This window comes from Comamonas sp. C24C, assembly GCF_053345995.1.
In genome coordinates this window covers 192179-213127 of sequence record NZ_JBKFBC010000004.1, presented here as the reverse complement: position 1 = coordinate 213127, position 20949 = coordinate 192179, and the positions used below count along the sequence as shown (strand labels likewise).

Genomic DNA, 20949 nt, shown 5'->3' with positions numbered 1-20949 from the left:
GGTTTCATGACTTCACCTCCACCTGATGTCGCTTCATGGGCAGCAGGCCCTGGGGGCGCCAGATCATCATCAGAATCATGACCAGGCCGAAGATCAGCATGCGGTACTCGGAGAATTCGCGCGCCAGCTCGGGCAGCACGGTCAGGATGATGGCGGCGACGATCACGCCTAGCTGCGAGCCCATGCCGCCCAGCACCACGATGGCCAGGATCAGGGCCGACTCGATGAAGGTGAAGGACTCCGGATTGACAATGCCCTGGCGTGCGGCAAAGAAGGCACCGCCGAAACCCGCGAACATGGCGCCCAGCGTGAAGGCCGAGAGCTTGATCTTCATGGGGTTCAGACCCAGGGAGCGGCAGGCGATCTCGTCCTCGCGCAGGGCTTCCCAGGCGCGGCCAATGGGCATGCGGATCAGACGGTTGCTGATGAACAGCGTCACCATGGCCAGCAGCAGCGCCATCAGGTACAGCGCGATCACCATGTGCATGGAGTTGAACTCCATGCCGAAGAACTGGTGAAACGTGGTGCCGCCCTCGGTCAGCGGCGTGCGTGTCATTGGCAGGCCCAGCACCGAGGGCTTGGGGATGCTGGAGATGCCGTCGGGGCCGCCCGTGAAGCTGGTCAGGTTGACCAGCAGCAGGCGGATGATTTCTCCGAAGCCCAGCGTCACGATGGCCAGATAGTCGCCGCGCAGGCGCAGCACGGGAAAGCCCAGCACAAAGCCGAACAGCGCCGAGGCCGCGCCGGCCAGCGGCAGCGCTTCCCAGAACGTCCAGCCGGCCCAGTGGAACAGCAGCGCGTAGGTGTAGGCACCTACGGCGTAGAAGCCCACAAAGCCCAGATCCAGTAGGCCGGCAAAGCCGACCACCACATTCAGGCCCAGGCCCAGCATGACGTAGATCATGGCCAGGGTGGCGATGTCGACGGCATTGCGCCCGGCGAAGAAGGGCCAGGACGCGGCCATCATCAGCACCACGAAGATGACGACGTTGCGGGTGCCCGACTTCATCTGCGGCACGGCCGGCAGATTGAGCTTTGGCAGCTTGCCGGCGAACAGGGGCTTGAGCATCTGCACGACGAAGATGGCCAGGCAGGCCCAGCCGGTCATGCTCCAGTCGGGTGCAATGACGGTGCGCACACCGGCGCGCTCCAGGTGCAGGCTGAAGATGGGCGTGACGACGATGGCCGTCATCACGGTGGCGATCAGCGCATCGCGCAAAGCGGCAGAAAAGCTGTACTTCATCAGACTTTCTCCACTTCAGGTTTGCCCAGCAGGCCCGAGGGGCGGAACATCAGGATGGTCACCAGCAGGCCGAAGGCCACGATGTCCTTGTATTCCGACGAGATATAGGCGGCGGCAAAAGTCTCGGCCACGCCCAGAATCACGCCGCCCAGCATAGCGCCGGGGATGGAGCCGATGCCTCCAAGCACGGCAGCGGTGAAGGCCTTGATGCCGGCCAGAAAGCCGATGAAGGGATTGAGCTTGCCCACAGCCAGCGCAATCAGCACGCCGCCTACGGCGGCCAGCACGGCGCCCAGCACAAAGGTGAAGGAGATGACCTTGTTGGTGTCGATTCCCAGCAGATTGGCCATGTGCATATCCTGCGCGCAGGCACGAGAGGCCCGGCCCATGCGCGAATGCTTGATGTACATGGTCAGCGCGATCATCAGCACCACGGTCACGGCAATGATGAGCACGCGGGTGTAGGGGATGAAGACTTCGAAATCACCCATGTGGAAGTTGATGGCGCCGGGCAGCAGCGAAGGCACGGCCATGTCGCGTGCACCCTGGCCCAGGGCCACCCAGTTCTGCAGGAAGATGGACATGCCGATGGCAGAGATCAGCGCCACCAGGCGCGGGCTCTGGCGCACGGGCTTGTAGGCCACCTGTTCGACCACCAGGCCGTAGACGCCGGTGACGAAGACGGCCACGACCAGCATCAGGCCGATGATGGCCCAGACCGGCAGGCCGCTTTGCGTGCCTATGGCAGAAAGCGTGACCAGGCCTATATAGGCTCCGATCATGTAGATGTCGCCGTGTGCGAAATTGATCATGCCGATGATGCCGTAGACCATGGTGTAGCCAATGGCGATCAAGGCGTAAATGGCTCCGAGTGAGAGCCCGTTGAAAAGCTGTTGTATCAGCTGGGGGAGAATGTCTGACATGTAACGCCACCCTTGAAACAGGAAAAGGCCCGAGGGCCAGATAGCAAATATCCGGAGGCATGGCCCCTGCCATTGCCCCCGGAAGAAGGTGGTGGAATTACTTTGCGAGCGACTTGCTGCCGTCCTTGTGCCACTGGAAGACCTGGAAGTCGAAGGAGTTCAGGTCACCCTGCTTGTTCCAGGAGACGGGGCCCAGCACGGTGTCCACACCGGTGGACTTGTGCATCCAGTCCGCAACCTTGGCTGGGTTGTCGCCAGCGGCCTTGATGGCGGCCAGCAGAGACTGGGTGGCGGCAAACGAGGTCAGCTGGAAGGCGCCCGAAGCATTGCGCTTCTTGTCGGCGAAAGCCTTGACCACGGCGGCGTTCTTGGGGTTGGCGGCAAAGTCGGCGGGCAGGGTCACCAGCATGCCTTCGACGGCAGGGCCTGCGATGGCGTTGACTTCAGGATTGCCCACGCCCTCGGGGCCCATCATCTTGACCTTCAGGCCTTGCTCGGCAGCCTGACGCAGCAGCAGGCCCATTTCGGGGTGGTAGCCGCCGTAGTAGACAAAATCCACGCCTGCGCCCTTGAGCTTGGTGATGACGGCGGAGTAGTCGCTGTCGCCGGCGTTGATGCCCTCAAACAGGGCCACGTCGATCTTGGCCTTCTTCAGGTCGTCACGCACGGAGGAGGCAATGCCCTGTCCATAGGACTGCTTGTCGTGCAGCACGGCAACCTTCTTGGGCTTGAGCTTCTCGGCAATGAACTTGGCGGCTGCGGGGCCTTGCTGGTCATCACGGCCGATGGTGCGGAAGATGAAGTGGTAGTTCTTGCCGTCGGTCAGTGCGGGGGAGGTGGCCGAGGGAGTGACGACCACTACGCCTTCGTTGTTGTAGATGGGCGCTGCGGCAATCGAGGCACCCGAGCAGACGGGGCCGACCACATAGCCGATCTTGCTGTTGACCACGCGGTTGGCTGCAACAGGGCCTTGCTTGGGCTCGCAGGCATCGTCCACGGGCACCAGTTCGATCTTCTTGCCGTTGATGCCGCCAGAGGCGTTGGCCATTTCGACGGCGGTGGTCGCGCCTTCCTTGACCATGTCGCCGTACTGGGTCAGCGCACCGGTGGTGGGGATGACCAGGGCGATCTTGATTTGGGCATGCGCGGTGGAGACCAGGGCGGCACCAGCCAGGCCCAGGGCGGCAACAACGGTTTGCATGCGGAACGGAATGCTCATGAGGACTTCCTTAATCTCGAGAGATGTTCGAAAAGCGCGATTGCTGCCATAGCAGTTCGCGCAAAGAAGCACAGATTAATCGAGTGGTAAATGAAGGCAACAGGGTATGCAGGGGCTGGTGCAGGCTTTCGGTTTTTGCTACGTCGTGTATAGCAGCTATTACCCAGGGGCTATGGCTTGACCTTCATTTGTGATGTATAGGGACAGTCGAAGCTGGAACTGTGCTGCAAGTGTCTGTATCGGCGCTCTTTGGGGTCGATTTTTGGGTGTGCCGGGTGCGAGCTTGAAGGGTCTTTGTTGCAATGCAGCAACTATTGCCGCTTGACGGCTGCATCAGATTTGATGCAGCTTAAAAGCCAGGCTCGCTTTTAAGCATCAGCAAAGCACCGGTGACCGGATGTACCAGCTCCAGTGCCGTCGCATGCAGCAACAGCCTCGGGCTGGCGCTGGCCACCATGTCGTCGGCATAGAGCGCGTCGCCCAGGATGGCGTGGCCCGAGGCGGCCATATGCAGGCGCAATTGATGGGTGCGGCCCGTCAGCGGACTCAGCAGGACGCGGGTGCAGGTCATCTCCTGCTGCCTAGTCTGCTCCAGCACCTGCCATAGTGTCTGGCTGCTTTTGCCGGTTTCGTGGTTGATGACTCGCAGCGGACGGCGTTCCCAGTCGGCCGCGATCGGCAGATCGATCAGCTGCCAGCCCTTGGCATCTGCGGTTTCCGGACCCGCCTGCAGATTACCGGCCACCACGGCGATATAGCGTTTGTCGACCTGGCGTTCGGCAAAGGCCTGGCCGAGCTGCCGCTGTACGCCCGGATTGCGCGCCATGATGACCAGGCCCGAGGTGGCCTGATCGAGACGGTGCACCACCAGCGCATCGCCGAAATGCTGCAGGGCGCGCTGGCTCAGGCAATCTTGCTTGTCCGGGCCGCGACCGGGCACGCACAGCAGGCCCGAAGGCTTGTCCAGCACCAGCAGGTGCTCATCTTCATAGACACAGTTCAACGGACTCATTCAATCATCTGCCAGTGGTTTCAGGGGTTCAGCAACTCATGAACGGTGGCGCAGAACTCCTGCACGTCGTTGGGCTTGTGGATCAAGGCCCGGGCTCCGGCTGCAATCGCTGCCTGCTCGATCTCGGCCGTCACATAACCGGAGGCCAGCGCCACGGGCAGTTGCGGGCTGATCTGCAGTGCCTGTCTGAGCAGGTCCAGGCCGCTGAAACCAGGCATGTTGTAGTCGGTGACGATGAGGTCGAAGCGCTGGGGCTCGCTTTCCAGGGCAGCCATGGCCTCACGCGGGTCGGTGAAGCCCGAGACTTCATAGCCGCGACGGCGCAGCAGGCGCTGGAACAGAAAGACCAGGGCCTGGTCGTCATCCACATACATCACATGGCTGGCGCGCGTGGCCTGGACCGGCTCGGCCAGCGGCGCTTCGGGCTTGTCCGTGCGCAGCGGTGCCTGAGCCGGGTGACTGCCGCTCGGCTCGCCGAGGGGGAAGTACAGCGTGAAGCAGCTGCCCTGGCCCAGCTCGCTGTGCACGTCGACGGCCCCGCCATGGGTGCGCATCACGCCATGTACCACCGAAAGACCCAGGCCCGTGCCCTGACCCACCGGCTTGGTGGTGAAAAAAGGCTCGAAGATACGCCGCTGGGTCACGATGTCGATGCCGGGGCCCGAGTCCTGCACCATGAAGACCAGGTATTCGGCCACAGGCAGGCCCAGCCGCTCGCATTGGTAATGGTCGGGCGCGATGCGCATGGCACGCATCTGGATGAAGCCGCGCTGGTTGCCAATCGCCTGCATGGCGTTGTTGCAGAGATTGAACAGCGCCTGCTCCACCTGGGTGGGGTCGGCCATCAGTGGCGGCAGCTCCTCGCTCTCCTGTACCTGCAACTCTATGGAAGGCGGCAAGGTCACGCGCAGCAGGCGCGCCGTGTCCGACATGACCTCCTGCACCTGAACGGGGCGGCGCTCGGGCAGGTCGTTGCGGCTGAAGGTCAGAATCTGGCGAACCAGATCACGCGCACGGCGACCGGCTTTTTCGATCTCGCGCAGGCTTTCCATGGCAGCCGGGTTGTTGGCACTGTCGACTTTTGCGAGTTCCACATTGCCCAGAATGGCGCCCACGATGTTGTTGAAGTCATGGGCGATCCCGCCGGCCATGGTGCCCACGGCCTGCATCTTGTGAGATTCGCGCAGCTGGGTTTCCAGCGCATTGCGCTGGGCTTCGGCACGATTGCGGCTGGTCAGGTCGCGCGCAAAGATGGTGGTGGTGTCGCCGCTGCTGTGGTGCTCGAAGGAGACGCTGATTTCCATGGGGATCTCGCGTCCCGCCATGGTCAGTCCCGTCATCTCGCCCAGCACGGCCTGTGTGGTCAGCGAGGAAAAGGCCAGAGCCCGCGCAGCATCGGGCAGAAAGCGTTCCAGCGGACTGCCCAGTGCATCCTGGGGCGAGCACAGAAACAGGGCTGCCGCCGTGGGGTTGAAGACGGTGATGCGCTGGTACTGGTCGACGCAGATGATGGCATCCAGCGCAGAGTTGATGACCGACTCCAGCCGTCTTTCGCTGGCATAGAGCTGCTGGTTGCGTTCCTGCAAGGCCTTGCGCTCGGCCAGCAGCGGGCCCTGGTTGACCACGGCGCACAGATACTGCCAGGTGGCCGGGCCGCTTTGCTGTGGCACGACCACGCCCGCCACATGCAGGTCGCCGCAGAGTTCGAATTCGTCGGTGATCTGGAACAGCACCTCGTGGACTTCGGCACGCCCCAGCGCCTTGGCCTGCTCGAAGGCCGTGGTCACGCGCTCCGCATCCTTGAAGTGCACAAAGGGCCTGAAGTTGATCAGCAGCCGATCTTTCTCGGTGGGCTGAAATGCGCGGTGGGCCATGGCATTGGCCTGGACCACCATATCGTATTCATCGACGACCAGCAGCGGCAGCGGAATGCTGGCAAACAGCGTCTCGAAGCGTTCGGAGGCGCTTTCGGCCACGGCCTGGCTGTAGTTGAGCACCTCGTTCTGCAGCTCCAGCTCATGCTGGTAGTTGCGCAGCTCTGCCACCAGAGCCTGCAGCGGGTCCTCATCGTCGGGCACCAGGGGCTGGGTGCTGGCGTTCAGCCCCAGCGGGGCGGCGCCCGGGGCCAGCAGGGCATGCAGGGGCAGACCGCCGTCGATCACAGGCAGCAAGGGTGGGGGCGTGGGTTCGGAGGAGCTCATGAAACAGGCAGAATTCCCGGCAGTGTAAGCCGGTCCCGGCTCCTGCCCTAGAAAAAGCGGATCGTTGCTCATCATTGGCCCATTCAAGACCATGTCCCGCAGCAGCCCTGGAGAGGGCATGGACCTTGGGCGCTCGTTCACTGATGGCAGGGCGCGGCCTGTTGCCGGGTGCGTGGGCTTGAATCGGGATGAAAAAAGCCAGTGCGACGGCAGTGCACTGGCTTTGGCGGCGGAAGGCCGGTCTCGGGCTATCAGCTAGCGTAGGCATCCATGGGCACGCAGCTGCAAAACAGATTGCGGTCACCATAGACGTTGTCCACGCGGCCCACGGGGCTCCAGTACTTGGCGCGGCGCAGCGCCGGCAGAGGATAGGCAGCTGTCTCGCGGCTGTAGCCATGTTGCCAATCTGCTGTCAGCAAGGACTCTGCCGTGTGGGGGGCGTTCTTGAGCGGGTTGTCGTCCCGCGGTAGTCTGCCGGCCTCCACTTCGGCAATTTCGGCGCGGATGGCGATCATGGCCTCGACGAAGCGGTCCAGCTCATACAGGCTTTCGCTCTCGGTCGGCTCCACCATTAGCGTGTTGGGCACGGGAAAGGACAGCGTCGGTGCATGGAAGCCGTAGTCGATCAGGCGCTTGGCAACGTCCTCGGCCATCACGCCACAGCTGTCCTTGAAGTGGCGCAGATCCACGATGCACTCATGGGCCACGTGCCCGTATTCGCCCGCGTACAGCGTGGGGAAATGCTCCTTGAGCCGCGCGCTGATGTAGTTGGCATTGAGGATGGCGGTCTCGGTCGCCAGCTTCAGGCCCGGTTCGCCCATCATGCGGATATACATCCAGCTGATCGGAAGAACGGCTGCATTGCCCAAAGGCGCTGCGCTGACAGCCCCCACTTGGCGGACATCACCTGCGGTGGCATGCCCCGGCAGAAAAGGCACCAGATCCTCGACCACGCACACGGGGCCGACGCCGGGGCCGCCGCCGCCGTGGGGAATGCAGAAGGTCTTGTGCAGGTTCAGGTGGCTGACATCCCCGCCGAACTCGCCGGGCGCGGCAAGACCTACGAGGGCGTTCATATTGGCGCCGTCCACGTAGACGCGGCCGCCATGGCTGTGCACCAGCTGGCACAGCTCCTTCACCTCGGTCTCGAACACGCCGTGCGTGCTGGGGTAGGTGATCATGATGCAGGCCAGATTGGCGCTGTGCTTCTCGCAGGCCAGCTTCAGATCCGCCATGTCCACGTTGCCGTTGTCGTCGCACTTGGTGACCACGACCTGCAGGCCCACCATTTGCGCGCTGGCCGGGTTGGTGCCGTGGGCGCTGCTGGGAATCAGGCAGATATTGCGGTGTGCCTCGCCGCGTGATTCATGGAAGGCCTTGATGGCCAGCAGACCCGCGTATTCGCCCTGGCTGCCCGCATTGGGCTGCAGGCTGATGCCCGCGTAGCCCGTGGCCTGACACAGCCAGTCGCGCAGCTGCCGGTCCAGCTCGGCATAGCCTTGCAGCTGCTCGGAGGGCGCAAACGGGTGGATGTCGGCGAACGCTGGCCAGGTGATGGGAATCATCTCGCTGGTGGCGTTGAGCTTCATGGTGCAACTGCCCAGCGGGATCATGCTGCGGTCCAGTGCCAGGTCCTTGTCGCTGAGGCTGCGGATATAGCGCAGCATGGCGGTTTCGGAGTGGTGGGTGTTGAAGACCGGGTGGCTCAGATAGGCTGTGCTGCGCTGCAGGGATTCGGGGATCAGCGAGGTCGGGCCTTCGTCCATGGCCTCGATGGTGGGCAGAGCCTGGCCCTCCTGGGCAAAGATGCTCCAGAGCAGCTCGACATCGGCCCGGGTCGTGGTTTCGTCCAGGCTGATGCAGAGATATTCATCCCAGGCCTTGCGCAGATTGACGCCTCGGGATACGGCACGGGCTGCCAGGGCATCGGTTGCCTCCCGGGTATGCAGGCTCAGTGTGTCGAAAGCCGTGTCGTGGTGATGGGCGCTGAAGCCCAGCTGGGCCAGACCCCGGCTCAGGATCGCCGTCAGGCGTGCCACCCGCTGGGCGATGCGCTTCAGCCCCTTGGGGCCGTGGTAGACGGCATACATGCTGGCGATCACTGCCGGCAGGACCTGGGCCGTGCAGATATTGGAGGTCGCCTTTTCGCGGCGGATATGTTGTTCGCGCGTCTGCAGCGCGAGGCGGTAGGCGGGCTTGCCATGCACATCGACGCTGACGCCCACCAGGCGACCAGGCAGGCTGCGCTTGTATTCGTCGCGGCAGGCCATGAAGGCTGCGTGTGGGCCGCCTGCGCCCATGGGCATGCCGAAGCGCTGGCTGTTGCCAACGACAATATCGGCACCCCATTCTCCGGGAGGTGTCAGCAGGGTCAGGGCCAGCAGGTCGGTAGCCACGATGGCAGCCGCCTGCTTGGCGTGAATGGCCTGCACATCGGCCTTCCAGTCCACGATCCAGCCGCTGGACGCGGGGTACTGGATGACCGCGGCAAACAGATCGCCAGCCAGGGCCGTTTCCCACTCCTGCTGGCTGTTGGCGATCACCACTTCGATGCCGATCGGCCGGGCGCGTGTCTGGATGACTTCAATCGTCTGCGGGTGCAGATCGCCGGCGAGCACGATGCGATGGCTTCTGGATTTGACAGAGCGCCTGGCCAGCGTCATGGCCTCGGCGGCCGCCGTGGCTTCGTCCAGCATCGAGGCATTGGCGATAGGCATGCCGGTCAGGTCGGTCACCATGGTCTGGAAGTTGACCAGCGCTTCCATGCGCCCCTGAGAAATCTCGGCCTGGTAGGGGGTGTAGGCTGTGTACCAGGCGGGATTCTCGAGGATGTTGCGCAGGATGACGCCCGGCGTGTGCGTGCCGTAGTAGCCCTGGCCGATAAAGCTCTTCAGCACCTGGTTCTTGCTGGCGATGGCCTTGAGTTCGGCCAGCGCAGCGGCTTCGGTAATTGGCGCCGGAAGATCCATGGGCTTGGCGCGAGCGATGGAGTCTGGCATCACATCGCGAATCAAGGCGTCCAGCGTGGGCTTGCCGATGGCGGCCAGCATTTTTTGCTGCTCCTCGGTGTCCGGGCCTATATGGCGGGGGATGAATTCGTGGCTGTTTTCCAGCGCTTCCAGCGAAGCGACGGGGGCGGGAGGCGACATCAGCATGGGAGGGACCTATTCTCAAATACTGTGACTGACGGTTTGCATGCCAGGCATGCGTGAATGCCGTATGCCCGCAGGCATACAGCCGGTGCTTCAAGCAGCGCTGGCCTGTTCCAGCGCGGTGTTCATCAGGGCCAGGCGTTCGCTTTCCTGGTCGGCATATTCCCAATCGGGATATTTGCTGCGTGCCACGGTGTTCAGCCATTGCTGGCAGGCCAGGGCAAGCAGTGCCTGCTGGTGCAGATCGGCATCGATGCTGCCCGTGATCTTGAACTGGCCAAAGGCCGTGGCCACGTGGGCGCGGCAGACCGAGCGCAGATAGCTCTGGTTCATGTCGTCGCTGGCCAGCCATTGGGCCTTGGCCGCATCGTCATGAGCCAGCATGTCCTCGGGCACTGGCAGATCCCAGTCGCTCAGTTGCTGGTGCAAAAAACGCAGCGCCCTGGCGGGCTTGCCGCCCGTCTGCTCCTGGTACCACTCTTCAAGTGCGGCCAGTGTGTCGCTGCCCTCATCGTTGCCGAAGGGGCTGAAGTCGTCACCGCAGTCGTAGTAAAAGTCCTGGGTCGCGATGCGCACAAAGGCCGGGTGGCTGGTCTCGCGGGCGAGACCTACTTCCGGATCGTCGAAATACTGGATGGTGCTCATGGCTGCATGCAAAAACGGCCTTCGCAAAGCGAGGGCCGTTGATATGCTTAGTTGTCCTTGGCGAAGTCGTTGTAGGCGGTCTCTTCCATCAGACCTTCGAGCTCGCCCACATTGCTCATCTTGACCTTGAAGAACCAGCCTGCGGCCAGCGGATCGCTGTTGGCGAGCGACGGGTCATCGCGCAGGGCTTCGTTGACTTCGACGATCTCGCCGGTCACGGGCATGTAGACATCGGCGGCGGCCTTGACGGATTCGACCACGCCCGCGACATCGCCGGCCTTGAAGGTGGAACCCACGGCAGGCAGGTCCACAAACACCACATCGCCCAGCGCATCCTGTGCGTGTACGGTGATGCCGACGATGGCGGCATTGGTGTCAGCGGCGTTGATCCACTCGTGTTCTTTGGAATACTTGATGCTCATGAAAAGCTCCAGATGGGGGATTCAGGGGAATCGGGTGTTGTTTGAGAAAGGTCCAGCTCGCACTTTAGCGGTGTTCTGGCCGCTGTTCGGCAAACTGGCCCGTCTCATCCGCGGCGGCAGACCTAGCCGCGGTGATAGCGGGTGGGAACGAAGGGCGTGGCGACCACCTTCATGGGCACGGGCTTGCCGCGCACCATGGCGAAGATTTCCGTATCGATGGCGGCGTAGTCGGGCTCGACATAGGCCAGCGCCACGGGCTGGTTGAGCGTTGGGCTGAGCAGGCCGCTGGTGATGTGGCCGATATGCTGCCCGTCCATGTTCTCCAGCACGGCGGGCTCGCGCACGGGAATGCGCTCCAGCGCAATCAGGCCCACGCGCTTGCGGCGCAGCGATTGCGGGTTCTGCAATTGCTCCAGCACGATGGCTGCACCGGGAAAGCCGCCCTCGCGCTCTCCGCCGCTGCGGCGCACCTTCTGCATGGCCCAGTTCAGTGCGGCTTCGACGGGCGTGGTGCTGGTGTCGATGTCGTTGCCATACAGGCAAAGTCCGGCTTCAAGGCGCAGCGAGTTGCGCGCGCCCAGACCGATGGGTGCCACCTCGGGCAGGGCCAGCAAAGCCTCGGCAAAAGCTGTTGCCGCTTCGCCGGGCAGGGAGATTTCAAAGCCGTCCTCGCCCGTATATCCGCTGCGCGTGATGTAGAGCGCATGGCCTTGCCAGTCGAAGTGGTTGCCGGTCATGAAGACCAGAGCTGTCACACCGGAAATCAGGCGCGCGAGGGCTGTGGCGGCCTGCGGGCCTTGCAGGGCCAGCAGGGCGCGCTCGGGCAGAGGAATGACCTCGCAGCGGCTGGCGATGCGGCTCTGGATATGGGCGATATCGGCCTCTTTGCAGGCGCCGTTGACGATGAGGAACAGATCTTCGCCACGGTTGACGAACATCAGGTCGTCCAGAATGCCGCCTTGCTCATCGAGCAGCAGGCCGTAACGCTGTTTGTGCAGGCCCAGGTCCATGACATCGACGGGCATCAGCGATTCGAGCGCGGCGGCGGCGTCGGGGCCGCGCAAAAGCAGCTGGCCCATGTGCGAGACATCGAACAGGCCGGCGGCCTTGCGGGTGTGCAGGTGCTCGGCCATCAGGCCTTGAGGGTATTGCACGGGCATGGAATAGCCGGCAAAGGGCACCATGCGGGCACCCAGTTTCTGGTGCAGGGCAAACAGCGGTGTGGAACGCAGATCGGAAGAGGTGTCAGCAGCAGTCACAGGCAAGCGCTCCGGTGGTCAAACCAAAATGAGTGGCCATGCATCGCTGGGCCATGCGTGGCGGGCTTGCCCTGCTGTCCGCTTTACCTGAGAGATTCACTGCCCGCATTGCATCGGGCAGCTTGCTCCTTCGGTGGATGCCGGCGCGCATATGAAATGACGGCCTGCATCTCTCTCCAGCAAGGGACGCTGCAGGTTTGCACACCTGGCAGCGCTTGTCAGTCCTTTTGCCTGAGCGTTTTGACTCCGGGTGGGGGTCTGCGCCTTCGGCGGTGCAAGGCAGCTTCAGCTGCGGGCACTCTCTCCTGACGTTGGCGATTCTAGCGGTGGGCAAGGGGCTTGTTTCACCGAATCGGATGGATTTTGGGGTTTTCGAGCATGCATCATCCGCTCCGTGCTTGCGTCCTCACTGCGGAGCGGTGTTCAAGGCCGGCTTGGGCTCGGGATAGATCTCCTGCGCACTCGGAAACACCAGTTGGTAGCGCTGCTCGAAGCAGGCCGTCACGGGCTGACCCTGGCGCATGGCGGGCTTGAACTGCCAGCGTTCGAGCGAGCGCAGTATGGACTTCACGATGCGGGGATCGGTATCGGCGGGCTGGTAGGCCACACGGCCGAGCTGACCTTGAGCCGTGACTTCCAGGCGGAAGACCACCGTGGTCTCCAGCCCGTTCGGGAACCAGTGGTGACTGACGTGCGGCGTGGTGTGGCGGCGTGGCCGGGGTTGCTGGTCGAGCTGGGCAGGGGGCGTGCAATCTGCCTTGATCCAGGCAGGCCACTCCGTGCTCCGTGGCGGCTTGGACTGCGCATCCAGGGGGGCAACCGGAGCCGGCGACAGCTCGGGCTGCGCAGAAACGATAGCCGGTGCGTCGGCCGCCGGATCCGGTTTGAGTCGGCTGCCATCAAAGAGGTGGGTGCAGCCCCCGAGCAGCAAGCTGGTCAGAGCAGCGGCGCAGGCGGCGGCAAGGTGTGAGGTGCGCGAAATGTCCATGAGGCCATTGTCGGCCATGCGGGCTGCACCTTCAGGGTTGTGCCGGGCGCAGATCCAGTCTCTTGCTGTCTGCCTCGGCGCAGGCGCGCCACCAGGCCGAGCCCGCATGCGGAGCGCCCAGGTCCAGGCGCTCGCCCATCATGGGGGTGGCAATCTCTATGCCGTGCTGTCTGCCCAGGCTCAGAATCTGCTCGAACGGGTCCCACCAGGTATGCATGGCCAGGTTGAAAGTGCCGTTGTGTATGGGCAGCAGCCATTGGCCACCGAGATCCCGGTGAGCCTGCACGGTCTGCGCCGGGTGCATATGGACGTAGGGCCAGTGGGCGTCATAGGCGCCGGTTTCCATCAGCGTGACATCGAAGGGGCCGAAGCGCCTGCCGATTTCGGCAAAACCGTCGAAATAGCCGCCATCGCCGCTGAAGAAGACGCGCAGCGGCCTGTCGGCCTGACGGTCTTCTATGGTCCAGGACGCCCAGAGCGTACGGTTGCCGTCGCGCAGGCTGCGCCCCGAGAAATGCTGGGCTGGCGTGGCCGTGAAACGCAGGCCGTCGACCTCGCTGTCCTGCCACCAGTCGTGCTGCACGATCTTGTCGGCCGGAACGCCCCAGGCCGCCAGTCTGTCTCCCACTCCCAAGGGGCAGAGAAAAATGCCCACCTTGGGCGCAAGCACGCGGATGGTGGCGCGGTCCAGGTGATCGTAGTGATCATGCGATAGCAGCACGCCGCGCAAGGCGGGCAACTCGTCCAGGGCGATCGGCGGGGCATGAAAGCGCTTGGGGCCGGCAAACGACAGTGGGGAGGCACGCTCGGAAAACACGGGGTCCGTCAGCCACCAGCCGCCGCGCAGCTTCATCAGCAAGGTCGAATGGCCCAGGCGATACAGGCTGCGCTCGGGCGCGAGGTCCAGCTCGGCCGTGCTTAGCGGCAGAACGGGCAGTGCCTTGCCAGGCTCGGAATCGGCCGGTTTGTTGAAGAAGAACTTCCATAGCGTCCCGGCATCGGGCTTGGGGCTGTTGGCCGGACGTGGATGCGTGTTGCGAAAGCGCCCGCCCGAGTATTGAGGCGAGTCCTCGTAGTCGGCGATGGGGGTGGTGAGGCTTGGTTTGCTAAACAAGATCGGGCGCCTGAGTGAGACATTGGCTGCAGTTTGGGACGGTTTGCAGCGCTGCAAGAGCCGATTTGCAAGAGGCCGTATCGCGGCAGCGGCCATTCCCATGATCGGATGCGGCGAATGCGACACTCGCTGCCTGAGGAGCAAATACACATGAATCCCATGGTTCGCAATCTGGAGAGCATGCTGGCAGCCGGCAAGGACGGTGCGCTGCTGCGCTATACCCTGGGCAAGGCCTATGCCGACGAGGAGCAGATGGCCGTGGCGCGCGAGCATCTGCGCAAGGCCACGGCGCTGGATGCCGAATACTCCGTCGCCTGGAAGCAGCTGGGCAAGGTGGAGCTGGCGCTGGGCGATACACAGGCAGCGCGCGCTGCCTGGCAGCAAGGGCTGAGCTGCGCCCAGGCCAAGGGCGATGCCCAGGTCGTCAAGGAGCTGCAGGTTTTTTTGCGGCGCCTGGACAAGCAGTCTGCCGGCACGTAGAACTATCAAAAAAATAGCTGGAAGCGATTGTGGGTCAATCGCTTCCAGCCAATTCTGTCTGAGGTTTGTCAGTGTGCGCCGGCGGCCGCGTCGGAGGCTCCTGCGGCGGAGGCCGGGCGCTTGGTGAACCAGATCAGCACGATCAGGCTCAGGAACAGAAAGGACGACGCCAGAAAGATGTCGTCGGCGGCCCGCGTGAAGGCCTGCTGATCGATCAGCCGGTTGATCTGGGCATAGGCCTGCTCGGCACTCATGCCTGCTGCCTGCAGATTTCTGACCGTGCTGGCAAACGTGCCCTGGCCCTGCACCAGCAGCTCGGTCAGATGCGCATGGTGCATGGAAGCCCGGCTTTCCCAGAGCGTGGTGGCAATCGAGGTTCCCATGGCGCCCGCCGTGATCCGCACGAAGTTGGACAGACCTGCGGCGGCAGGAATGCGATCCGGCGTCAGCCCGCTCAGCGTGATGGTGGTCAGCGGAATGAAGAAGAAGGCCATGGCGCCCCCTTGGATCAGCGTGGGAATCAGGATGTGGGCGAAGTCGGTCTCCACGGTGAACTTCGAGCGCATCCACAGCACCATGGCAAACACGATGAAGGCAATCGTGGCCATCTTGCGCGGATCCCAGACACCGACCTTGCGACCCACCATGGGCGTGAGCAGGATGGCCAGCAGGCCCACCGGCGCCAGGGCCAGGCCGGCCGAGGTGGAGGTGTAGCCCATCCATTGCTGCAGCCACAGCGGCAGCAGCACCACATTGCCGAAGAACAGACCATAGGCGATGGACAGCGCGATCGAGCCGGCCGCAAAGTTGCGTCGCTTGAACAGGCGCAGATCGACGACGGGATGGGCGTCGGTCAGCTCCCAGACCACGAACACGGCAAAAGCCACGACAGCGATCACCGCAAAGGCGATGATTTCATTGGAGGCAAACCAGTCCAGTTCCTTGCCCTTGTCCAGCATCAGCTGCAGCGCCGCCACCCAGAGCACGAGCAGGGATAGGCCCACGGTGTCGATTGGCAGCTTGCGCGTGGGCGTTTCGCGGTTGCGGTAGATGCTCCAGGTCATGAGGGCCGAGAGCAGGCCCACGGGCACGTTGATGTAGAAGATCCAGGGCCAGGAAATATTGTCCGTGATCCAGCCGCCCAGCAGCGGTCCCACCACGGGTGCGACCAGCGTGGTCACGCCCCAGAGCGATAGCGCCACGCCGGCCTTGGCGGGCGGATAGCTGGACAGCAGCAGGGTCTGCGACAGCGGGATCATGGGACCGGCCACGGCGCCTTGCAGCACGCGGAACAGCACCAGCATCTCCAGCGAGGAGGCAAAGCCGCAGAGCCAGGAGGTCAGCACGAACAGCAGCACGCTCATGATGAACAGGCGCACGGCGCCGAAGCGCTGGGTGAGCCAGCCCGTCAGCGGTACGGAGATGGCATTGGCCACACCAAAACTGGTGATGACCCAGGTGCCCTGGCTGGGGCTGACGCCCACATCGCCGGAGATGGCCGGAATGGCCACGTTGGCGATGGAGGAGTCCAGCACGTTCATGAAGGTGGCCAGCGATAGTGCCAGCGTGCCCAGAGCGAGCTGCGCGCCCTTGAGCGGGGCGATGGCTGGCGGCATGGGGCGGGCCGGCGCAGCCGGTGGCGAGGCGCCCGCTCCGGGGTCGTCAGAGGTCGTGGAAGTCATGGCTGATTCCGCGTCTTATTGCGCAGCTTGGGCTGCGGACTGGGCGGGCTGAGCGGTTGCGGCCGGGGCGGGTAGATCGGCCAGCTGGGTCAGCGCCGGCAGCTTGTCGCCCGCGATGATGTGCTGGATGCGCTGCTCGGCCTGGGCCAGGCTGCCGTCATAGACGGTGGTCTGGGCCACGGGCTCTGTGCGCGGCGTGCTGGCCAGGGCCTGGCCGTCCTTGTCGCGGATATCGACCTTCACGTCCATGGACAGGCCCACACGCAGCGGGTGCTGCTTGAGCGCTTCGGGCTCGAGGCTGATGCGCACGGGAACGCGCTGCACCACCTTGATCCAGTTGCCGGTGGCGTTCTGCGCGGGCAGCAGCGCAAACGCCGCACCCGTGCCCGCGCCCAGGCCCACGACCTTGCCTTCATAGCTGGTCTTGTCGCCGTAGACATCGGCGGTCAGCTCCACCTTCTGGCCCATGCGCAGATCGGCCAGCTGGCTTTCCTTGAAGTTGGCATCCACCCAGAGCTTGTGCAGATCGACCACGGTCAGCAGCGGCGAGCCGGCGGCCACGCGCTGGCCCAGTTGCACGCCGCGCTTGGCCACAAAGCCGTCCACGGGTGCGATCAGTCGCGTGCGCTGCAGGGCCAGATAGGCCTCGCGCACCTTGGCTGCGGCCGCCATGACGGCGGGGAAGTCCTCGGCCGTCGTGCCCTTGGTCTGGGCTTCGGCGGCTGTCAGCTGGGCCTTGGCAGCACGCACGGCGGCTTCTGCGGCTGCCACGGCGTTGCTGGCGGCCGTGGCCAGGGCCTTGGCATGGTCAAACTCTTCCTTGCCCACGGCGCCGGTGGCCGTGAGCGGGCGGCGGCGTGCCACATCGTCGTTGGCCTTCGCGGCATCGGCCTTGAGGCGCAGCAGATCGGCTTCGCGCTGGGCCACCTGGGCGGCCAGCGGGGCGTTGTTGGCATACAGGGTGCGGGTCTGGCGCGCGGTCTGGGCCAGCTGAGACTCGGCCTGGGCCAGCTGCACCAGATAGTCGGCAGGGTCCAGTTGCACCAGCAGCTGGCCGGCCCGGACATAGTCGGTATCGTCGGCGCCGATGCTGATCACGGTGCCGCCGACCTGGGGCGTGATCTGCACCACATTGCCGGCCACATAGGCGTTGTCCGTGGTCTGGTAGTTGCGGGCCACCATCCAGTGCCAGCCGCCCCAGGCGATGGCGGCCACGGCGACAGCGGCCGCCACGATGGTCAGGCCCTTGCGGCGGCCCGCAGGGTTGGCGCTGGGCGTAGCTGCCGCAGGAGCTTGGGGAGCGTTCTGAGTAGGCTTGGTGTCGGTCATGATGTTGGCGCTTTGTTATCTGTGAAGCGGTTTTGCGCTATTGAAAAAGAGGAGCTGCTAGCGCCTGCCAATAAAAGAATTGAGAGTGTTTTTGCCTTGAATTTGATGGCAGTAAAGCGGTAGCAGCTATTGATTTTGTTGAACCCGATGTTTATTGCAGGGCAACAGCCGGGGTGTCGTCGCTCCAGCCGCCGCCCAGGGCTGCGGCCAGGGCCACGCGGGTGTCGAGCTCGCGCGCCTGCAGGTCCACGGCCAGACGGCGCTGGTTGATGAGCTGGGTTTCGGTGTTGAGCACGGTGATCTGGCTGCCCAGGCCGGCCTGATAGCGCTGCACGGCAAAGTCATAGGCGCGCTCGGCCTTGGACAGCGACTCGGTTTGCAGCTGCTGCTGGCGCTGTAGCGATTGCACGGAGGCAATCGCGTCGCCAGCCTGCTTGACGGCATCGAGCACGGCGCCGTTGTATTGGGCGATGGCGGTGTCGAGGTCGGCCTGTTTGCCGCGCAACTGGGCGCGCAGGCGCTTGCCGTCGAAGATGGGCAGGCGCAGCGCAGGCGTGATGCCCATCTGGCGCGAGCTGCCCTGCAGCAGATTGTCCAGACCCAGCGCGTTCAGGCCCACAAAGGCGGTCAGATTCACATCAGGGTAGAAGTCGGCCCTGGCGGATTCAATGCCTTGCGTGGCCGCTTCCACGCGCCAGCGCGCTGCCACCACATCGGGGCGGCGGCCCAGCAGATCCGCGCCCAGAGCCTGGGGAACGGGCTGGATGCGCAGCACCGACAGTCTGGGCGAGAGCGCATTCTGTGCATCGGGCGCCTGGGCGCAGAGCACGGCAATCGTGCGGCGCGCCAGCGTGATCTGCTCGCCGAGCATCTCGATCTGGGTTTGGGCATCGGGCATGCCGGCCTGGGCCTGGGTCAGTTCCACCTGGCTGTCGAGGCCGGCCCGGGTGCGCTGCTCGCTCAGGCTCAGCAATGACTGGCGCTGGCCCAGCGTGCGTTCTGCCACTTCCTTCTGGGCAATCAGCCGCGCCAGGGCGATATAGCTGCGCGCCACCTGTGCGGCCAGCTGGTTGGCGGCAGCAGCGCTGTCGGCCCTGGCGGCGCGCGCCTGGCCCAGCGCGGCCTGCAGGTCCGCGGCATGCTTGCCGAAGATGTCGGGCGACCAGGACAGGCCGGCCTGCAGATTGCCGCTGTTGTAGATATTGCCCGCGATGGGGGCGGGAATCATGCCGTTGGCCGTGTAGCGTTGGCGTGTGGCGTCGGCGCTCAGCGTCCCGCGCACATCGCTGGCCGTGCTGCTGGCGGTGGCCAGGGCTGCGGCTTTTTCAAAGCGGGCGTTGCTGGCGGCCAGGCTGGGGCTGCCGGCCAGGGCCTGATCGATGAGTTGATTGAGCTGGGCATCGCCCAGACCTGTCCACCATTGGGAGGAGGCGAGTGCCGTGGCATCTGCAGTGCTGAGGCCGGCCGAGTCGTTCAGGCCGACATCGGCCGAGCCCAGTCGCGCCAGCGGCTGGTGTGCCGGCCCTTGCGAGGCACAGCCTGCCAGTGTCAGCGCAGCGGCCAGTGCTGCGGTTGCCAGCAGCGGGCGGCCAGGGGCGCACTCGGTGGCGGGTTTGCGTGAAGGTCTAGAGGTCATGGAAAAGTGCCAGTGGTTTTTATTGAAATAGGGCGGTGAAAAAAGTAGGCAGCAGGCCAGCCTAGTCCCCGGGGGCGCGGCCTGCCTCGTTCGTTTGAATGGGGGGCTTGGCGGGCTCCTGGGTAAGGGCCTCGCGCAGCGCATCGCCATTGACCAGCATTCGCTGCAGCATGGACAGCATCAGCGTGCATTCGCTGTGGCTGAAGCCGCGCAGATGGCCGTTGAGCACCTTGGTCAGCACCTTGGGCACCTGGGTGGCGACGCTGCGTCCCTCCTCGGTGAGCACCAGATGCACCACGCGCCGGTCGGTGGTGGAGCGCTCGCGGCGCAGCAAGCCCTTGGCCTCGATGCGGTCCAGCGCACGCGTCACCGAAGCCGGGTCCATGCCCAGGTCCTTGGCCAGCGTGCTGCTATTGGTGTCGGCGCAGACCAGCAGCTTGTACAGCGGCAGCCACTGCACATAGGTCAGTCCTTGCTCGGCCAACTGGGCGTCGGCCAGCTGCAGGATGGAGCTGAGCACACGCCGCATGAGAAAGCCAATGCTTTTGTCTGGCGCGTAGACCCCTGCCTGGTAGAAGAAGCTGGATTCGTCCTGCGGGTCGATGATGGGGTCGGTCTGGTTTTGCAATGGCGCCACCAATATTTGCTTGGTCAATGATTGAGTCGGCAATTATTGTGCAGCTGCAAAAAAATGTCAGCAAGGTTTGAATGAGATGGGCGCTGCCTTTGCACCAGCTGATCTTTTTGCTATGAAAACAAAAGCAGTTTGCGCATTGTTGGTTTGTGCCAGAGCCTTGTCGGACCCATAAAAAAAGCCCGGTCATGAGGACCGGGCTCGCAGAAGGCGACAGCCGGCTCAGAGCGGTACGCGCAGCACGACCACGATCACCAGGCCCAGGGCCAGATTGAAGGAGACCCATTTGCGGATGCTCTCCAGCGCCTTGCCGCCTGCGGGCCAGTCCTTGAGCTGCACGGCCGCATTCAGGCGCTTGAACAGTGCGAAGCGGATATGAGCGAACACGGCCATCATCACCAGGCCCAGAATGCTCATCACGATCCAGTTGACCGGCATGTTGAACTGGCCGCCGGCCTGGGCGGCCATGGCATGAATGCTGCCAATCATGCCGATGCCGGTGGCCAGCACGACGACCACCAGCACCATGACCCAGGTAAAAAAGCGCTGCAGCACGCCATGCATCAGCGTCACGCGCTCGGGCGGCTGCAGACCCTGGACGGCAGGGCGCAGAAAGAAATGCGCGAAAAACATGCCGCCCACCCAGATGATGATGGCCAGAAGGTGCAGAAGTTTGAACAGGATGAAAAGCATGGTTGGTGGGGCTTTATTGGGAAACATCGCAAGCCTAACGGAGATCGGGAACACACAGGCTGAAATAGCAGGGCTTTCGCGAGCCCGGACCTGATCGGACTTGGCTGCAAGCCATAACCGTCAACAACAGCGAAGGAGTTCTGATGTCGGAACAAGCCACTGTCGTCGCCTTCAAGCAGTCTTCCGGACGGGGCGCCTTGCATACCGGCGATGGCTGTTTTGTGCTGGCCGAGCGGACGGATTCCTGCGCGCTGCGCGAAGGGCTGGGTCTGAGCGGCAGTATGAGCGAGCTCCGCCCCGAGGTCTGGAGCGATGAC

Annotated in this window: 17 protein-coding genes and 2 riboswitches; of the genes, 1 reads left to right on the top strand and 16 read right to left on the bottom strand. The window is 63.9% G+C overall.

Annotation, left to right across the window (positions count from 1 at the left end):
• Window positions 1-4: 4 nt before the first annotated feature.
• The 11 genes from ACLBXN_RS09805 to ACLBXN_RS09755 all read right to left on the bottom strand — a co-directional run bounded on the left by ACLBXN_RS09805 (window position 5) and on the right by ACLBXN_RS09755 (window position 14178).
• Complete coding sequence (locus ACLBXN_RS09805; protein WP_447611995.1) at window positions 5-1243, bottom strand: high-affinity branched-chain amino acid ABC transporter permease LivM; 1239 nt, start codon at window positions 1241-1243, stop codon at window positions 5-7.
• The gene (livH, locus tag ACLBXN_RS09800; RefSeq protein ID WP_003055478.1) at window positions 1243-2166 is read right to left on the bottom strand and encodes a high-affinity branched-chain amino acid ABC transporter permease LivH; all 924 of its coding nucleotides are present in this window, start codon (window positions 2164-2166) and stop codon (window positions 1243-1245) included. The genes ACLBXN_RS09805 and livH overlap by 1 nt, the downstream gene beginning before the upstream one ends.
• Before the next feature lie 97 nt (window positions 2167-2263).
• Entirely contained in the window at window positions 2264-3385 is a 1122-nt protein-coding gene (locus ACLBXN_RS09795; protein WP_003055476.1) for a high-affinity branched-chain amino acid ABC transporter substrate-binding protein, read from the bottom strand.
• Between the two features lie 349 nt (window positions 3386-3734).
• On the bottom strand, window positions 3735-4397 hold the full coding sequence (locus ACLBXN_RS09790; protein ID WP_447611994.1) for an RluA family pseudouridine synthase: 663 nt from the start codon (window positions 4395-4397) through the stop codon (window positions 3735-3737).
• Window positions 4398-4417: 20 nt separating this feature from the next.
• The gene (locus ACLBXN_RS09785) at window positions 4418-6598 is read right to left on the bottom strand and encodes a PAS domain-containing hybrid sensor histidine kinase/response regulator (RefSeq protein ID WP_447611993.1); all 2181 of its coding nucleotides are present in this window, start codon (window positions 6596-6598) and stop codon (window positions 4418-4420) included.
• 251 nt (window positions 6599-6849) lie between these two features.
• Window positions 6850-9753: an aminomethyl-transferring glycine dehydrogenase gene (gene gcvP / locus ACLBXN_RS09780; RefSeq protein WP_447611992.1), complete on the bottom strand. Its 2904-nt coding sequence runs from the start codon at window positions 9751-9753 to the stop codon at window positions 6850-6852.
• Between the two features lie 90 nt (window positions 9754-9843).
• Window positions 9844-10395: a MolR family transcriptional regulator gene (locus tag ACLBXN_RS09775; RefSeq protein ID WP_447611991.1), complete on the bottom strand. Its 552-nt coding sequence runs from the start codon at window positions 10393-10395 to the stop codon at window positions 9844-9846.
• A gap of 47 nt (window positions 10396-10442) precedes the next feature.
• Complete coding sequence (gene gcvH / locus ACLBXN_RS09770) at window positions 10443-10817, bottom strand: glycine cleavage system protein GcvH (protein WP_043002936.1); 375 nt, start codon at window positions 10815-10817, stop codon at window positions 10443-10445.
• A gap of 122 nt (window positions 10818-10939) precedes the next feature.
• A complete protein-coding gene (gene gcvT / locus ACLBXN_RS09765) occupies window positions 10940-12076 on the bottom strand; it encodes a glycine cleavage system aminomethyltransferase GcvT (protein ID WP_447611990.1) in 1137 nt (378 codons plus the stop codon).
• A gap of 64 nt (window positions 12077-12140) precedes the next feature.
• Window positions 12141-12266: riboswitch (glycine riboswitch) on the bottom strand.
• 19 nt (window positions 12267-12285) lie between these two features.
• Window positions 12286-12394: riboswitch (glycine riboswitch) on the bottom strand.
• 88 nt (window positions 12395-12482) lie between these two features.
• Window positions 12483-13082, bottom strand: a complete 600-nt coding sequence (locus ACLBXN_RS09760) for an energy transducer TonB (protein ID WP_447611989.1) — start codon at window positions 13080-13082, stop codon at window positions 12483-12485.
• A gap of 13 nt (window positions 13083-13095) precedes the next feature.
• Complete coding sequence (locus ACLBXN_RS09755) at window positions 13096-14178, bottom strand: MBL fold metallo-hydrolase (protein WP_447611988.1); 1083 nt, start codon at window positions 14176-14178, stop codon at window positions 13096-13098.
• A gap of 150 nt (window positions 14179-14328) precedes the next feature.
• Between ACLBXN_RS09755 and ACLBXN_RS09750 the strand changes: the two genes are divergently transcribed.
• Window positions 14329-14658 (top strand): hypothetical protein, encoded by a 330-nt coding sequence (locus tag ACLBXN_RS09750; protein ID WP_407716105.1) that lies wholly within the window; start codon window positions 14329-14331, stop codon window positions 14656-14658.
• Between the two features lie 68 nt (window positions 14659-14726).
• Here the strand turns inward: ACLBXN_RS09750 and ACLBXN_RS09745 are convergent, their stop codons facing one another.
• The 5 genes from ACLBXN_RS09745 to ACLBXN_RS09725 all read right to left on the bottom strand — a co-directional run bounded on the left by ACLBXN_RS09745 (window position 14727) and on the right by ACLBXN_RS09725 (window position 20632).
• On the bottom strand, window positions 14727-16340 hold the full coding sequence (locus ACLBXN_RS09745) for a DHA2 family efflux MFS transporter permease subunit (RefSeq protein WP_447611987.1): 1614 nt from the start codon (window positions 16338-16340) through the stop codon (window positions 14727-14729).
• 15 nt (window positions 16341-16355) lie between these two features.
• Complete coding sequence (locus tag ACLBXN_RS09740; protein WP_447611986.1) at window positions 16356-17669, bottom strand: HlyD family efflux transporter periplasmic adaptor subunit; 1314 nt, start codon at window positions 17667-17669, stop codon at window positions 16356-16358.
• A 151-nt stretch (window positions 17670-17820) separates the two neighbouring features.
• Entirely contained in the window at window positions 17821-19305 is a 1485-nt protein-coding gene (locus tag ACLBXN_RS09735; RefSeq protein WP_447611985.1) for an efflux transporter outer membrane subunit, read from the bottom strand.
• Window positions 19306-19366: 61 nt separating this feature from the next.
• The gene (locus ACLBXN_RS09730) at window positions 19367-19942 is read right to left on the bottom strand and encodes a MarR family winged helix-turn-helix transcriptional regulator (RefSeq protein WP_447611984.1); all 576 of its coding nucleotides are present in this window, start codon (window positions 19940-19942) and stop codon (window positions 19367-19369) included.
• 219 nt (window positions 19943-20161) lie between these two features.
• Window positions 20162-20632, bottom strand: coding sequence for a CopD family protein (locus ACLBXN_RS09725; RefSeq protein ID WP_447611983.1), 471 nt, complete (start codon window positions 20630-20632; stop codon window positions 20162-20164).
• Between the last annotated feature and the right edge of the window lie 317 nt (window positions 20633-20949).